This is a genomic window from Streptomyces sp. NPDC048111 (assembly GCF_043202815.1).
Taxonomy (GTDB): Bacteria; Actinomycetota; Actinomycetes; order Streptomycetales; family Streptomycetaceae; genus Streptomyces.
Map to the genome: position 1 here is coordinate 251156 of NZ_JBIDBD010000003.1, position 13828 is coordinate 264983.

The window sequence follows — 13828 nt, forward strand, 5'->3', positions numbered from 1 at the left end:
AGGAGTGTCCGGCGGACTGGGGCCGGGCTGTCGGCAGGCGCGCCAAGGCTGTTGCCTAGGGCGGCTCCTGTGTCCGCGAACTCCCATCGGCTGGCAACTGCTCCGGCCGCTTTGGACCATTCGGCGCGGACGACGGGACGGCTCAACCGCCGCTCGAGCCAAGCGGCGTAGCGCAGAGCGAATTCGTCGATCTTGCCGAAGGTCCGGTAGAAGCCGTGCTTGTCTGACTCATCAAGGACTGTCGAGAAAGTTCTATGCGCCCGTTGCGCGCCAAACGATTGCGAGCTCCACGAGCCTGCGGCGGAGCTGGCTTCGCTGCTCTTCCAGGATCAGCGAGGTGGGCGACAGGACGAAGACACCGCCCCGGCAGGGGCGGAACCCGATCCGCTCCCACCCTCGGGTGATCTTGTCCGTGATGCGGTCCCACTCAGCTTCGTCACGAAGGCCGTTCGCGCTCAAGTCGGACACACCGGGCGCGCAGGCTACAGCCCGGCACCCTGGCATCAACCGGAAGATGGCTTCCGAGGCAAGGATCGTGCCCAAGCCGTGCCCCCGCCACTCCTCGCGCAGAGTGACCCGGTCCATGACGAGCAGGGCTGATCCGCTGTATTCCAGCAGTTCGCTGACCTCGTCAGTGAAGTAGCCGGTGGCGGGATCGAGGAGGACCTGCGCAATCTCGTTCAGGTCCTCCGATTCATCTGCCAGCACGGCGTACGCGTTGCGACCGCGGTCCAAGTGCACGCGGAAAAAGGTCATAGAACCGACGGCGCTGTCGCTCAAGGTGTACGCCTGACAATGGTCCGCTTCGCACTCTCGAAGAGTGGCGCGTCGAGGTCCTCCACCGGCACCGCACGCACGACAACGGCCGTTGTCCGACCGCGCCGGGTGAGTGTCCGCGTGCGGGGTGTCGCTGAGCATGTCGGCGTAGACGAAACGCAGGTGCAGCTCGGTGGGGTCGCCAGGGAGCGGTTCGGTCACCGCCGCAGCCTAATCACCCCGCAGGGGCTGAGGGTGCGGAGGTCTCGGCCTGTCGGTGCCCGCGCCGGGCACGACGAAGCCCCCGGATTCGCGAGGCGAAATCCGGGGGCTGGGTTCGAGGGGGGCTAGCTCTCGGTGGAGCCGTCGTTGCCGGGGTCGTCCGTACGACGTCGGCGGGTGGCCAGGACTACACCTGCGCCACCCGCGAGGAGAACCGCGGCCCCGCCGAGCAGCCACGGGGTGGCGTCAGCACCGGTGTGGGCGAGGGAGCCCTGCGGGGCCGGGGTCTCGGGGGCCGCAGGGGTCTCGTCCGGAGTCGGCGTGTGGGATGCCGGCGCGGACGGTGAGGGCGTGGTGTGCGGCGTCGGCTTGTCCGTCGGGGTAACCGGCGGCTTCGTGGGCGGCACCGTCGGCGGGACGGTGGGAGGCGGGGTGGGCTTCTCCTTCTTGGTGTCAGTGAGAGTGATGGCAATGGGTGAGCCGGGCTTGGCCGTGAACTTTTGCGGCGCGGAGTCGAGCTGGTAGCCCTCGGGGGCCCTGGTCTCGGTGGCGGTGTAGGCGGTGCCGTTGCGGGAGGCGACCGGGAGCTGGGCCTTCGCGGTGCCGTCCTTGCCGGTAGTCAAAGTCACCGGGTCGCCGCCATTGCCCGCCGGAATGATGTTGATCACGGCGCCGGGCAGCGGCTTGCCGCTGTCCTTGTCGGTCTTGGTGACGGTGAAGTCGGCGGGCTTGAAGGGATCGATGACGGTCAGGGGTGTGCCGTTGCCGGGGGTGACGATGACGTCCTGGTCGGCGACGGTGTTGTGCATTGGGCTGCCGCTGCTGGTCTCCTTGAGGCGGTAGACGCCTGCGGCGAGGTCCTTGAAGACCAGCTGGCCGGCCGCGTCGGTCTTACCGTCGGCCACCTCCTTGCCGGAGGAGTTGAGGAGAGCGAAGACGGCGCCGGCCATCAGGTCACCACCGGGATCCTTCTTGAGGATCTTGATGCCGCCGTACTCGACCATGCTCCTCGGGGCACCCGTGGCCGGGGCGGACGGGGTGGGCTCGGGGGCATAGGCCGAAGCGGCAGGGACCCAGGCCAGCGTGCCGGTCACGGTAGTGGCGACGGTGAAGGCGACAGCGGAGAGAGAACGCGCGGAGCAAGTAGGCAAGGAGGAACTCCAGGTTGATGCGGGTCTGTCGGGGGTGAGGAGAGGTTCAGCGGGCACGGGCGGCGCCGCGTGTGGGTGGCGGAGCGGGGGTGGAGTGGGCGGTACGGCCCTCGGTGCGGTGGGGCACGGGCGCTTGCCACGCGCCGGGGAACCAGACGGCGGTGTACTGCTCGATGGCGTCGCGGAGCCCGCCGGTGACGGCGCCCTCCCAGGGCGGGCGGCCGACGGGTCCGTACGGGCCGAACGTGCCGTACTGCTTGCTTCGTTTGGGGGTGTTCTGGGCTTCGTCTCGGCGGTGGAAGGTGCCGTGGTCCACGAAGTTGAGCGCCACGGCGTCGATCTCGCCTCGGTCCGCATGGACGATCGCCAGGCGCAGCCCGCCATACGTGTCCGCGTGGATGGTCTGCGTGAAGCTGATCCTCAGCCGCAGCGGTGCCCCCGAAGTGGGGGTGGCGTAGTAGGTGTTGCCGATGACGGTGCTGTGCGCGAAGGGGAGGTGCAGTTCTGCGAAGAATTTGGGGGCATGCATCAACACGAGGTGGCTCCGATAGGGATGGCGCCCGGCGTCATCGGCGCAGGCCGGGCAGGGCCAGCGGCGGGCTGGGCAGGGCCGGTCGGATGGCCGCGCTCCAGCGCGGGACGCTTCGCATGCCGAGCGGGCGGGTGTGGTCGTGAGGGTGTGAGCAGGTGTGCGGCCCTCGGCGGCTCAGCGGCGTGCGGCGGTGCGGCGCGCTGTCGACTGCGCGGCGCTGGGCGCCGTGGCGAGTCTGGCTCGGGAGCGCCGCGGTGGCGTGCGGGTGATGCCGTGGTCGGTAAGCCAGTGGTGCGTGGCCAGGGCGCTGGGCAGGAGGACGTCGCGCAACCTGAAGAAGCCGTAACCCAGTTGGCTGTGCTGGATGAGCCAGTGCACCTCGGTGGTGGCGGCTCCCGAGGGCTCGAACAGGAAGTAGGTGTCGCTCGGGTCGGGACCTGTGAGCGTGTCCTTGGTCAGGTCGTACTGCGGGTGGTGTCGGCCGCGTTCACGGTCGATGGCCTCGGTGAAGCCGTCGGCCGGCCGCCTGCCGTAGCTATCGCTCAGGATCCGGTGGTTGCCCATCTCACGTTGCTCGAACCAGTGCTGTGCCGCAGCGAGGGTGGGCAGTTCGGCGCGCTCGATACGGAAGGTCCCGGCGATGGTGTTGCGCAGCACGTGGACGGCCACGATCGGGCTGCCGCCCGCCAGGCCCCAGCGTCCGGCTTTGTCCAGCAGCAGGGCGTACGTGTGGTGGGCGTCCTGGGTGCTGAGGGTCTCCCGGACTTGGTAGCGGTCGCCGAGGGCGATCAGTACGTCGTACTGCTGCCGGGACGCGGCGTCGGCCGGTACGAAGGGGTGCAGGCCCAAGAAGGGGTAGTCACGGCCGCCGCTCATGAGTGTCCCGTGCGGGCGGACTGCGCGCCGGGAATGTGCGGCTCGGTGGTGAGGTCGAGATGTTCCTCCACGGTCCGGGCGCGTTCTTGGGCCTCTGCCGCGGTGGCTGCCGTGGTGATGAGGAATCCGACGCGGGCGCTGAACATGTCGCCGTCGGGCGGCAGGGTGACCGTGTCTCCGAGCGTGCGCTGGAAGGTGATCTGGTCCAGCCAGGGCACGTCTGTGGCGAAGTCGTCGTCGAGGTGGCAGCGGGTGAGGGTGCCGGACGTGTTCGGGTAGAGCAGCCGTATTGCGGCGGCGCTGTGCCGGGTGCGGGCGAGGTCGGGGGTCTGGCCGCAGGCGGTGTCGGCGGCGGCGCGGGCCAGGTCCACACCGGTGGCCAGCTGCACGAGGTGGCCGATCATGTCGCCGCCGATGCGGGCGTTGACCTCGATCAGGCGGGGGCGGCCGTTCACGAGGCGCATCTCGACGTGGCTTACGCCGTCGGTGATGCCGAGCGCCTTGATGGCCGCGGCGGCGACGGGCGCGACCTGGTCGAGCAGCGGATCGGCGGCGTCAACGCTGTGGGCGATCTCCTCGAAGAACGGTGGGGCTCCGAGGGTCTTGCGGGTGACAGCGACGACGGTGGTGTGGCCACGGTGGGTGACGCATTCGACGGAGACTTCGGGGCCGTCGAGGTACTCCTCCACCAGGACCTTGGTGCTTTGGATGCCGTCACGTGCGCCGGCGGCGGCGAACGCGAAGCCGTTGGGGAGTTCTTCGACGCGGTCGACGCGGATGACGCCGATGCTGGCCGCACGGGCAGCGGGCTTAAGCACGACGGGGTAGCCGATCGCCTCGGCGGCGAGCGCCGCCTCCAGCAGAGAATGTGCGGTCATCGCAGCTGCGGAGGGCACGCCGTGGCGGGCGAAGAGGGAGCGGGCCACTGCCTTGTTGCGGGCGCCCTCCATCACCTCGGGTCCGCTTGACGGCAGGCCCAGACGCCGGGCAAGACGCGCGGTTTGGGCCAAGTACCACTCGGTCCACGTCACCACCCCCGCCAGGTCGTGGCGCTCGGCGAGGGCCTGGCCTGCGTCAACCAATGCCTGGGCGTTGTCGGGATCGGCGATCTCGAAGTCGATGATGAACTCTCGCTCCCACGTGGGTTCGGCGGGAGTGATCAGGACGATGTCGTACCGCTGGGCGACGGCTTCGAGGCAGTACCCGCGGTAGTCCTGAGCCTCCGGGCCCGTGGCGGCAACGACGAGGATCGTGGGCAAGAACGCTCCAAATAGGTTCATGTAGAGGGCAGTTCGGTTACGGCGTGGCGGTTCAGGGGGTGCGCCGGCGGCGCAGTTCGAAGGCGTGGGCCCACTCGGGGTGGTCCGCGACCAGCTGCCGCGCATACAGCGCGGTGTAGTTGTTGTTGAGCCCGCGCAGCCCTTGCGGGAGACGCCAGCGCAGGGCCTCGAACAACTCCTTCAGCCCGATGCGAGTGGCACCGGCAACCATCCGCTCGGCCGTCAGCTTTTCCAGGGCCCGGTAGACGTAGGGATGAGCGGCGTCGAAAGCGAGGAACTGATCGGTGATCGTGGGCCTGGATCCCGCGCGAAAGGAGGGGCGGGCGACGGGTATGAGGGCCTGGGCGGCGGGCATGGGCATCGGGTTGGTCTCCGGGAGAGCGGACAGCAGAGGTGGGGTGAGGTCAGGCGAGATGGGCGCGCAGAACAGGGAGGGTGCGCAGCCGGGAGAAGGCCGTGAGCAGGCCCAGGGCCTGTAGCACCGCGCAGGCGGTGATCACGTGGCCGAGCAGGGCGGGCGGCACCGATGCGACCAGGACACCGGCCAGCGGAAACGGCAGCAGGAGCAGCAGGATCGTCATCGAGAGGGTGGCGCCGAACACCGACGCGGGGATGAGGTGGGAGCGCAGGGTGCGCAGCACCACTGTCATGCCGCCCTCGCCGGCCATGAGCACCGCGATGAGCACGAGATAGGCGGTGTAGGTCTGAGCGAGGGAGACCGCCAGGCACGCACTGGCCGCGACGGTGGCGGAGAGCGCCCCGACCGGCCACATGCCGAAACGGTCGATCGCTCGGCGGCACACCGCGACGGTGATCAGGGAAGCGACGGCGGCCACCGACCAGATGAGGCCCACGTCAGCGCTGGAGTGCCCGAACTCCTTCACCACGATCACCGGGGCTGCGGCCTGAAGCAGACCGACCGCGAGATTAGAGAGGGTCAGTCCGCACACCAGCCAGCCCAGCGCGGGCAGCGCGCGCAAGGTCGTCCATCCGGTGCGAAGCCCCGCCATGACCGGCTGCGACTTCTCGGCCCGGGTGGTGTACTGCCGGGGGGCGAAGGCGCACGCCAGGAGCGAGAAGACAGCGATCGTGACGAGCATTCCGGCGGCCCCCGCCCGCTCCAGCAGCAGGCTGGCGACAGCCGGTCCGGCCAAGGTGCCGACCTGATCAATGCCCAGGAGCACCGACTGCACCCGGTGGGCGCGCTCGCCGGCCTGACGGCTGGCGATGCCTCCCGCCGTCTCGGCGGCGATGTAGGAGAACTCCGTGAGCACGCCACTCGTGGCGGCGAGCAGCATGACAGCGGCCGTAGTGGCCAGCCCGGCAGCCATCTGTGGCAGGGCGAAGGCGGCGGCCACCACTACCAAGGCCCGTAGGAAGGAAGCCGTGCGCAGTACGCGGGTGGTGCCGTGGCGGTCGACCATCGCTCCGGCGACGGCGAACGCGCCCAGGCGCGGCACCCACTCAAGCGCGAACGCCAGTCCTGTCAGGGAAGCGGAGTTGGTGGTGGCGAGCACCAGCAGTGGGATCCCGTACGTCGTCATCGCGAAGGCGCCGGCATCCATGCTGCGGGGCAGGTAGATGCCCCGCAGCATGGTGGGGGCCGGTCGGCGTGCATGCCGGGGCCCGGCACTGGGTCTCACGCAGCGATCTCCCACTCATCCGCCGCGAGGGAGGAGTGGAGGGCCGTGTGGTGCAGGGCGTACGCATGAGCCTTGAGCCAGGCGCCCAAGGCGCTCTGCGGACCATCGAGGGCGACGATGGCGTCACGGCCAAGGACCGCTCCCCCAGAGGTGAGCATGCCGCTCGCGTCACCGGACCGGGCAGGTGCATGTGCGAGTGCCTCAGTGTGGCTCAGCAGGTCGAGGGTGTGCTGAACCCGGGTGACGAAGTCCGTGGCAAGCGTGGGGAATTGATGGGCACGCGCCCAGCGGGCGGCCGTGTCGTACACCTCGGCCAGGTCCTCGCCGCGGTCGGTGAGCTGGTAGCGGACTCGTTCGTCCTCGTCGCCGTAGACGAGGCCGAACTCGCGAGCCCGGTCGATGGCGTGGCGCAGTTGGTGGGCACTGAGGTCGTCAAAGGCGCTCTGCAGGCTGCCGCGGCGACGGCTGATGGGGCCGTTGTCGTCGATCTCGGTGACCAGGCGGACCAGTGCGGGCAGCGACAATGCCCGGATCGCGCGGCGTGCCTGCGGCTGGTCGGCGAGCATGATGTGGGTCATCGGCGCGGTCCCTGCGTCTGCGGGAGGGCGATGGGGCGCGCCGGTATCTGGTGCGAGAACAGGTCGCCGCCCTTCCAGGCCGTGGCCGATGAGGCCGCAGGCTGAATGGCGAGCGCGGCGGGGTGGGTGGCTGGGGTCACGGCAGTGGCAGGTGCCGATACGCGGGGCTGGGTCGTCAGCCAGGGACCGGACGCCGCTTGAGTCACCACCGGGACGGGGGCCGCGCCCCACAGGGGGTGGGTGTCGGCGTCGTCGAGCGGGCGTCCCGCGGCCCAGGCACTCAGAGCCCGGTAGACCGGGGCGAGCGCGTGGCCGGTGGCGGTCAGCTCGTAGGCCCGACCGTTCTTGCGGACCAGACCGTCCCCGACCAGGCGGTCCACCTGGGGATAGACGTTGCTGAGCCGGTATCCCGGCATCGCCGCGGCGGACAGGGCCTTGGCGCTGGAGGCTCCGCGGTCCTTGAGCACCCACAGGATCGGCGTGGCGTGCCGGGGGCCGATCAGCGCGAGGGCATCCTCGATGTTCTGCGCCGGCGCGACCGTGGCGAGCGGCTCCAGCTTTCCGGTGTCCTTGTTCTTCACCACCGGCTTTTCCAGGTACGTCTCGCCCCAGGCCGCGATCACGGTCAGGACAGGCATCAGGTCGGTGCTGCGTGCGGTCAGGCCGTAGGTGACGTGGCCCTGGGAGACTTCGGTGCGCTCGACCAGTCCGGCGTCGGCGAGACGACGCAGCTTGGGGTGGAGGGTGCCGTCATTCAGCCAGGGCAGGCGAGGCTTGATCTCCGCGTAGCGCAGGGGCTGAGCGGACAGAGTCATCAGGATCCACACGCTCCACAGCGGGGCGATCATCTCCAGCGACTCGGTGACGCGGGCGACGTCAACCTGAGTGGAGCGGGGCAGACCGGTGGTGGCCAAGGGGGTAACTCCTAGGGCGGGACGGGCGGATCAGCGGGTGCGGGTGGCAGCGGTCGCTGGAGCGGACGCGGGTGCCGCGGACGGCGGGGAGGGTGTGGTGGGGACGCGGTGCAGGCCGGCGAGGACGGCGCTGGCTGTCTTGGCGTGGGCGTCCCGGGAGGCAACGGATTCTGCGATCCGGCGCGCGCAGTCGAGCAGGTGGCCCGCTTCGAACTTGCCTATCTCGCGCTCTGGTTGGGCGAATTCACGCAAGCGCTGGAGCTGAAAGGCGATGTTCCGCTCGGCGAGCTGCACATCGCTGTAGCTGTTCGTCAGGGCGGCGAGCATGCTGCCGCGTGGATGGGTGTCGGCCTGAGTTTCGAGGGCGGCCATCGGCTGGCCGTACAGGTCCTCGATGCGGTCGGCGATGGTCTGGGAGAGGTTGTGGGGCAATCGGCAGGGGCTTTCAGGGGCGGCGGGCCCGCACCGCCCCGGCACGCACAGGTGCCGGGGCGGGCGGAAGCGTGGTGATGAGCCTGGGCTGGGCGAGCTGCACCGGTCGTACGGGGCGGGCTCCAGGTGGCGGCATGGTGTTCAGCAGACCGGTCAGGGCGGTGGCGTATCCGTCGCGGGCGGACAGGGCCGCCTCGAGCCACTGCGCGTCGAAGCGAAGGTCTTCGGCGGACAGTTCGCCCATGTCGCGGTCGGCGGCCGTGGCGTCGTGGATGCGGTCGCGGACCCGGGCGACCTGCTCCTCGGCCACCGCCAGCCAGGAGCGCAGCTCCACGGCGCGCGTGAGGGCGGCAGATGCCTTGGGCCCGGCGGCCTGTGTGTACAACTCGCTCAACGAGGCACCGAAGGCGCGGACCAGGACCTCGTCCTGGCTGGTGACTTTGTGTACGACGCTCACCGCAGCGCTCCTCGCACCGGGACAGCCGGCGCAGGCATGATCGGCGCCGGGGCCGTCGTCAGGGCCGGGCTACGCCGGGGGGCAGTTTCGGCCCCCCGCCACGCTCCGGGCCCTCGGCGGCCCGGGGAGTTCGGGTCGGTGTAGTGGCGCACCACCATGGCTCGCCCGTCACGTACCGCCACGGCGGCGTTGACTTGGTGGGCCAGCGCCATGACCGGGTCGTCCAGCACGTCACCCGGGGCGGTGTCGAGGGCTGCGACGAGGGCGTCCTCGGCTTTGCTCAGTGCTTCCTGGGCCTCGGCGAGCATGCCGTACCACTTCACGACGACCGTGGCGTCGTCGTTGGCGCGGGGGGCGGCGGCCACTGCCCGTCGCAGGTCGGCCAGCGGCATCTGGAAGCGGGCCTCGATCTGCTGGGTGATGACGCTCATCACATCGTCGGCGTCGTCGGGCACGGCACTGCTCCTTTCCTCGGAAATATGTGGGGCGCATCAACGGCGCAGCATTCGCTGTTCGGCGACAAGGGCGGAAGAGTGGTGCTGGCAGGTTGGTGAACTCGCTTGTCCCGACGACTAGTCGAGACACATGTAGGCGTCGCGGTAGACGTACGAGCCGGAGACCCAGCCCTTTACGCCCGTGCTGTTGTCGGTGATGTAGTGCCAGTTGCCGCTGGTCTTGTGGGCCGTGAACGTGTGGCTGCGGTAGAGCACGCCGACGGCTGTGGACGTCGCGCTGGCCTGGGAGCGGATCGTGACCGCCTGCGTGGGCACGGCCCACGGTCCGGGCCGGTCGCACGCGCAGCTGGTCGGTGCGGATGCCGGCGCCTGGGCGGGTGCGGCGCTCGCGGACGTGGTACCGGCGAGCGGCAGGGCGAGTGCGCCGAGAACGGCAGCAGAAACGGCTATGCGGGATGAGCGCATGCGGAATTGACCTCCAGGAAAGAGTGAAGGGGCGCGGATACACGCCCGCGGCTGGCGCCGTGCGGGCAGTGGTTCAAGAGTCCGGAGAATCCCCGGTTTTGCTAACCGGGGATGTGCTGCTATGTTTCGCGCTTCGCCGCCCGCCGGCGCCTCTCGGAGTCCTCCCGAAATGGAGCTCCTTCCGAGGTAAGTCGGCTTTGACGTCAGCGAGTTGGGCCTGTGCGCGGCGTGGGAGCCGCAGGAAGACCGGGCATCGCGGACGGTGCGCTGGGCCGGGCCGCTGTCTGGGCGGTCGGCAGGGGGACGCCGTCGCTGGACCAGTGGGCCTGCCACCAGGCGGTGGCCTCCTCGTAGGTCGAGAAGCTGCCTTCGCGCAGGGTGCGCGTCCAGTTCTCCGTGTCGACGTCTTCCAGCAGGACCCGAAAGCGCTGCGGCGCGTTCTCGTCGATGGCGGCCAGGAGCACCGTGATCTGCGTACGGTCTGGATCGTCCGAGGTGTAGCTGGTGACCAGGGCGAAATGGTCGCCGTCCGAGGTGAGGCGAGCCTCCAGCGCCTTGGTGGCCTCGTCAGCGGGGTCCGCACCGATTCCCGGGCGCAGGGCGATGGCCTCCTTCGGGCAGCCGCGGGCGATCAGCCAGCTCTGGGCCATGGCCACCAAGGGCAGCTGCTCGTGCTGGAAGCGGAAGGTGGCGGCCTCAACGTCGCGCTGAAGGTGAAGGGCCACCAGCTGCGGTTCGCCGGGGATACCCCAGGTCACCGCCCCGTTGTGCAAGACGTAGTAGCTGTGACGTTGGTCGTCGGTGTGGTGCTCGGCGAGCACGACGAGGTCCATTTCTTCGATCTCGATGTGCTGCCAGAATCGCTCCGCGACCCGGTCGTTGACGGCTTCGTAGCCGTCGAGGCGAAAGTCAGGAGATGAGGGCATAGGGCTTTCGGGGGGAGGGGCCGGCGGGGTGTGCGTGTTCAGCGGCGGGCGGGAGCAGCCGCGGGCCAGGTGCCGGGCCTGGGCACCGGAGCGGTACCCGGTGCCGACGTCGAGCGTGGGGCGGTCAGGGCCGCGCGGCCGGTGTCGGTCAGCGTGACGGGCTGGCCTGCCGTGACGTGGTGGGAGGTGTCGCGGTCCACCAGGCCGTGTTCTTCGAGGCGCTGCATCTGGCTGTAGGGAATGCGGGTGCCGGATGCGGTGACGACGTACATCTGCTGTGTCAGGAGGTTCCGGGGGAGTTTGGCGCCCTGCGTGATGGCCAGCAGTGCGGCCACGTCAGGTGCGGGCAGGTCGGGCACCTTGCGGGGAGCCTTGTCGCGGGCGGCGGCTTCGACGGGCTCAAGCGCGGCAACAGCATGCGCCTGCCGCTCGTCCCGGGTGCGGGCCGCCTCTTCCAGCAGGTCAATCGTTCGGTCGATGCGCTCGAACCATTTGCTGTCCACCGGGTATTCACCGGAGGAGAGGCTGTTGAGCTGGGATCGGTAGACGGTCACGCTCAGCTCGGCCTGGACGAGGGCGCGGTGGCGTCGACGAGGCGCGTGTGCGGTTCGTCGAGGAGGTCGCGGTCGCGGTGCTGCCATAGGCGGTCGATGCTGTGGCCGACAGCCGCCTCGATCCGGAGGTCCAGCTGGGTCAGAGCCTTTGGCACGGATGTGTTGCGGGGCACGTGCAGACCTCCTACAGCTCGTCGCCGGCGGGAGCCCGCAGGAGGAAAACGTCGGTGAACTGCTCACGCGTGCCCGCCCGGTAGCCGGTCGGCTCAACGCCGGCCACGGCGAGTATCTGCACGTCCAGTTGCCTGCCGCGGCGTGGGCTGTCCGTGATGGTCCGGTGGTGCGGGTTGTCCTGGGGGATGCCGAATCCGGTGGGCGCGGCCGTGAGGGCGTTGGGGACGGAGGGGAAGGGGGTCGTCAAAGAATGCGGTCCTTCGGGGTCGAGAGCAGGGCGGGGCGGGGCAGACCAGGCACTGCGGAGGGCGGCGGACCCGGCTTGGGCAGTGCGCGGCGGGCCTCCAGTTGCGGAGAGCTCGTTCGGGCGGCGTGAGCGAGCGCACTGGTGGGGCGCCGGGTGATGCCCAGGCGTTTGCGGGCGACGGTGTACACCTCGTGGCGGTCACGCGGGCGTACGGCCACCACATGGATCTCGGTGCGGTGCGCCGAGGTGGGCGGGGCCGGGCGCTGGGCGTAGACGATGCGCCAGGCTTTGCGGCTGTCGACGTACAGCTTGCGGTAGTCGGCGAGTTCGCCGAGCAGTTTGGGGCCGAACCGCTGGGCGTTGACCACGTCCTGGATCTGGGCAAGGGCCAGGTCGCGGATGTCGCCTGGGGCGGCCAGGAGGTCGGTCAGGGCGCGCGGGTCGAAGGAGAGGCCGAAGGCGGGCTGGTGCTCGGGCCCGCTCATCCGGCGGCCTGGTCCGGCTCGCCGGGCTCTGGCCGGTCGCCGGCGGCGGCACGGACGGTGCGGTGAGAGGAGGCGGGGCCGGGCAGCAGGCGGTGTGCGTCGCGGTCGGGGTCGGTCTGGCAGGCCGAGAGTGGTCCGCCCGCCGCCCGTACGTGGGCCAGGCAGTGGGTGAGGAAGTCGCGGTGCCACACGAAGAGTCCGGACGGCCCGGCCTCGGGGTCTTTGTGCTGCAGGTAGGCCATCCACAGAGCGTGGAGCCAGGCGACGACGTCGTCGTGCTCCTGCCACTGCTTGCACCACGGGGCGGCGGTGGTGACCTCTGCGCCGTAGGTGTCGATGAGGAAGCCGTCGACCCAGTCCGTCAGTGCGTCCAGTTCGTCCTCGTACTCCTCGCCCTCCAGTTCCAGGATCGGGCGCGGCTCGGGCGGCGCCTGGAGCGGTGCCCCGGGCACCCTGGGCAGGCTGGGCAGGCCGAACGCCGCGAAGGGCGAGGGGTCCGGAGGGGCGGAGAGACTGTCGAGCTGGCGGGCCTGCTCGGCCTGCTGCTCCATGAGCTTGCGGACGGTGGCCTCGACGCTCTCCAGATTCGAGTCCGGCAGCCGGACGGGTTCCATTTCCCCGTCGTCGGGGATGTCTATGGATTCGGGCACGAAAGGGGTCTCCTTGAAGCCGCAGCCGTTGGTGTGTGAATGACGGCCCCACGATCCGGAGAATCCCCGGTTTCACGCACCGGGGATCCGGTGCTACAACGCATCGCGCGGCACGGGGCCAGAGAGGTTCAGCACTCCGCTATCGCCCGTGCCGGGTGCCGGGTGCCGGGCAAGCCCTAGGCGGACAGGTCGAAGTCGTTCTGGGACAGGTTCTGTTGCACGGTCTGGGTCAGCCGGTCGGCGGCGATCTCGGCGTATTCACGGGTCTTCTCCACCCCGATGAACGAGCGGCCTTCCAGCAGGGCCGCGACCCCGGTGGATCCCGATCCGGCGGTGAAGTCGAGGACGGTGCCGGCCTCGGGACAGATCTTGACCAGCTCCCGCATCACCTCCACCGGCTTCTGGGTGATGTGCTGGCGGTTCTTGCCGCTGGGCTGGGAGGCGGAGTACAGGCCGGGCAGGTAGACCGGGTTGCGGGAGCCGTCGATGGCCCCCTTGGAGCCCCAGATGATGAATTCGCAGTTCTGGGTGAACCGGCCCTTCTGCGGCCGGGCCTGCGGCTTGTGCCACGCCAGGACGCCGCGCCACAGCCAGCCGGCCGCCTGCAACGCGTCCGTCGTCGTCGGCATCTGGCGCCAGTCGGTGAACAGCGCCGCGGTGCCGCCCGGCTTCGTCAGCCGGTGCGCCTCGGTCATGATCTGGGTGAGCCAGAAGCCGTAGGAGCGCTGGTCCATGTTCTCGCCAGTGAAGTCCGGCAGTGTGTGCTGCGCGTCAGCCGAGGTGTACTTCTGCTTCGCGCTGCGGCTGGTGCGCTCCTTGGCCGTCCGCCCGCCGGAGTTGTACGGCGGGTCGGTGATGACGGAGTCCACGCACTGGTCCGGCAGTGTCGCAAGGACGCTCAGCGCGTCGCCCTGGTGCAGGGAAAAAGACAAAGAGATACCCCAAATCGGCTCGGGTGATAGTGGGCTGAATTGCTCCGGCTCGTACACGAAACCCGGCGGAAGGACGTGGGCACGACGATGCCCGCGGTC

At 69.9% G+C, this 13828-nt stretch carries 20 protein-coding genes; all 20 read right to left on the reverse strand.

Annotation, left to right across the window (positions count from 1 at the left end; all coding sequences use genetic code 11):
- Positions 1–252: 252 nt before the first annotated feature.
- The 20 genes from ACGF3I_RS08925 to ACGF3I_RS09020 all read right to left on the reverse strand — a co-directional run bounded on the left by ACGF3I_RS08925 (position 253) and on the right by ACGF3I_RS09020 (position 13729).
- The gene (locus tag ACGF3I_RS08925; protein ID WP_393129942.1) at positions 253–978 is read right to left on the reverse strand and encodes a hypothetical protein; all 726 of its coding nucleotides are present in this window, start codon (positions 976–978) and stop codon (positions 253–255) included.
- A 125-nt stretch (positions 979–1103) separates the two neighbouring features.
- Entirely contained in the window at positions 1104–2072 is a 969-nt protein-coding gene (locus ACGF3I_RS08930; RefSeq protein WP_393129943.1) for a SpaA isopeptide-forming pilin-related protein, read from the reverse strand.
- Between the two features lie 103 nt (positions 2073–2175).
- The gene (locus ACGF3I_RS08935) at positions 2176–2664 is read right to left on the reverse strand and encodes a hypothetical protein (protein WP_393129944.1); all 489 of its coding nucleotides are present in this window, start codon (positions 2662–2664) and stop codon (positions 2176–2178) included.
- A 171-nt stretch (positions 2665–2835) separates the two neighbouring features.
- Positions 2836–3537 carry a hypothetical protein gene (locus tag ACGF3I_RS08940; protein ID WP_393129945.1) on the reverse strand — a complete coding sequence of 234 codons (702 nt, stop codon included), beginning with the start codon at positions 3535–3537 and terminating at the stop codon, positions 2836–2838.
- Positions 3534–4796, reverse strand: coding sequence for an acetyl-CoA carboxylase biotin carboxylase subunit family protein (locus ACGF3I_RS08945; RefSeq protein ID WP_393129946.1), 1263 nt, complete (start codon positions 4794–4796; stop codon positions 3534–3536). The genes ACGF3I_RS08940 and ACGF3I_RS08945 overlap by 4 nt, the downstream gene beginning before the upstream one ends.
- Positions 4797–4848: 52 nt before the next feature.
- Complete coding sequence (locus ACGF3I_RS08950) at positions 4849–5178, reverse strand: hypothetical protein (protein ID WP_393129947.1); 330 nt, start codon at positions 5176–5178, stop codon at positions 4849–4851.
- A gap of 43 nt (positions 5179–5221) precedes the next feature.
- The gene (locus ACGF3I_RS08955; protein ID WP_393129948.1) at positions 5222–6460 is read right to left on the reverse strand and encodes an MFS transporter; all 1239 of its coding nucleotides are present in this window, start codon (positions 6458–6460) and stop codon (positions 5222–5224) included.
- Positions 6457–7038: a hypothetical protein gene (locus tag ACGF3I_RS08960; protein WP_393129949.1), complete on the reverse strand. Its 582-nt coding sequence runs from the start codon at positions 7036–7038 to the stop codon at positions 6457–6459. Before ACGF3I_RS08960 ends, ACGF3I_RS08955 begins: the two co-directional genes overlap by 4 nt.
- Positions 7035–7952 carry a winged helix-turn-helix transcriptional regulator gene (locus tag ACGF3I_RS08965; protein WP_393129950.1) on the reverse strand — a complete coding sequence of 306 codons (918 nt, stop codon included), beginning with the start codon at positions 7950–7952 and terminating at the stop codon, positions 7035–7037. Before ACGF3I_RS08965 ends, ACGF3I_RS08960 begins: the two co-directional genes overlap by 4 nt.
- Positions 7953–7982: 30 nt before the next feature.
- A complete protein-coding gene (locus ACGF3I_RS08970; RefSeq protein ID WP_393129951.1) occupies positions 7983–8384 on the reverse strand; it encodes a hypothetical protein in 402 nt (133 codons plus the stop codon).
- Between the two features lie 13 nt (positions 8385–8397).
- Positions 8398–8841, reverse strand: coding sequence for a hypothetical protein (locus ACGF3I_RS08975; RefSeq protein WP_393129952.1), 444 nt, complete (start codon positions 8839–8841; stop codon positions 8398–8400).
- Positions 8838–9296, reverse strand: coding sequence for a hypothetical protein (locus ACGF3I_RS08980; protein WP_393129953.1), 459 nt, complete (start codon positions 9294–9296; stop codon positions 8838–8840). Before ACGF3I_RS08980 ends, ACGF3I_RS08975 begins: the two co-directional genes overlap by 4 nt.
- A gap of 117 nt (positions 9297–9413) precedes the next feature.
- Positions 9414–9761, reverse strand: a complete 348-nt coding sequence (locus tag ACGF3I_RS08985; RefSeq protein ID WP_393129954.1) for an SH3 domain-containing protein — start codon at positions 9759–9761, stop codon at positions 9414–9416.
- 203 nt (positions 9762–9964) lie between these two features.
- Complete coding sequence (locus ACGF3I_RS08990; RefSeq protein ID WP_393129955.1) at positions 9965–10687, reverse strand: hypothetical protein; 723 nt, start codon at positions 10685–10687, stop codon at positions 9965–9967.
- 38 nt (positions 10688–10725) lie between these two features.
- On the reverse strand, positions 10726–11241 hold the full coding sequence (locus tag ACGF3I_RS08995; RefSeq protein WP_393129956.1) for a hypothetical protein: 516 nt from the start codon (positions 11239–11241) through the stop codon (positions 10726–10728).
- A gap of 2 nt (positions 11242–11243) precedes the next feature.
- Positions 11244–11414, reverse strand: coding sequence for a hypothetical protein (locus ACGF3I_RS09000; protein ID WP_393129957.1), 171 nt, complete (start codon positions 11412–11414; stop codon positions 11244–11246).
- Positions 11415–11425: 11 nt separating this feature from the next.
- The gene (locus ACGF3I_RS09005; RefSeq protein WP_393129958.1) at positions 11426–11662 is read right to left on the reverse strand and encodes a hypothetical protein; all 237 of its coding nucleotides are present in this window, start codon (positions 11660–11662) and stop codon (positions 11426–11428) included.
- Positions 11659–12147, reverse strand: coding sequence for a hypothetical protein (locus ACGF3I_RS09010; protein ID WP_393129959.1), 489 nt, complete (start codon positions 12145–12147; stop codon positions 11659–11661). Before ACGF3I_RS09010 ends, ACGF3I_RS09005 begins: the two co-directional genes overlap by 4 nt.
- Positions 12144–12761, reverse strand: a complete 618-nt coding sequence (locus tag ACGF3I_RS09015; RefSeq protein ID WP_393130206.1) for a DUF4913 domain-containing protein — start codon at positions 12759–12761, stop codon at positions 12144–12146. The genes ACGF3I_RS09010 and ACGF3I_RS09015 overlap by 4 nt, the downstream gene beginning before the upstream one ends.
- A 212-nt stretch (positions 12762–12973) precedes the next feature.
- Positions 12974–13729, reverse strand: a complete 756-nt coding sequence (locus tag ACGF3I_RS09020) for a DNA-methyltransferase (RefSeq protein ID WP_393129960.1) — start codon at positions 13727–13729, stop codon at positions 12974–12976.
- Positions 13730–13828 lie beyond the last annotated feature (99 nt).

What these genes read in the sequence shown, in the direction of transcription:
- ACGF3I_RS08940 (WP_393129945.1), bottom strand. Translation starts at nt 3,537, where the DNA reads ATGAGCGGCGGCCGTGACTACCCCTTCTTGGGCCTGCACCCCTTCGTA.
- ACGF3I_RS08950 (WP_393129947.1), bottom strand. Translation starts at nt 5,178, where the DNA reads ATGCCCATGCCCGCCGCCCAGGCCCTCATACCCGTCGCCCGCCCCTCC.
- ACGF3I_RS08960 (WP_393129949.1), bottom strand. Translation starts at nt 7,038, where the DNA reads ATGACCCACATCATGCTCGCCGACCAGCCGCAGGCACGCCGCGCGATC.
- ACGF3I_RS08985 (WP_393129954.1), bottom strand. Translation starts at nt 9,761, where the DNA reads ATGCGCTCATCCCGCATAGCCGTTTCTGCTGCCGTTCTCGGCGCACTC.
- ACGF3I_RS08990 (WP_393129955.1), bottom strand. Translation starts at nt 10,687, where the DNA reads ATGCCCTCATCTCCTGACTTTCGCCTCGACGGCTACGAAGCCGTCAAC.
- ACGF3I_RS09010 (WP_393129959.1), bottom strand. Translation starts at nt 12,147, where the DNA reads ATGAGCGGGCCCGAGCACCAGCCCGCCTTCGGCCTCTCCTTCGACCCG.
- ACGF3I_RS09015 (WP_393130206.1), bottom strand. Translation starts at nt 12,761, where the DNA reads ATGGAACCCGTCCGGCTGCCGGACTCGAATCTGGAGAGCGTCGAGGCC.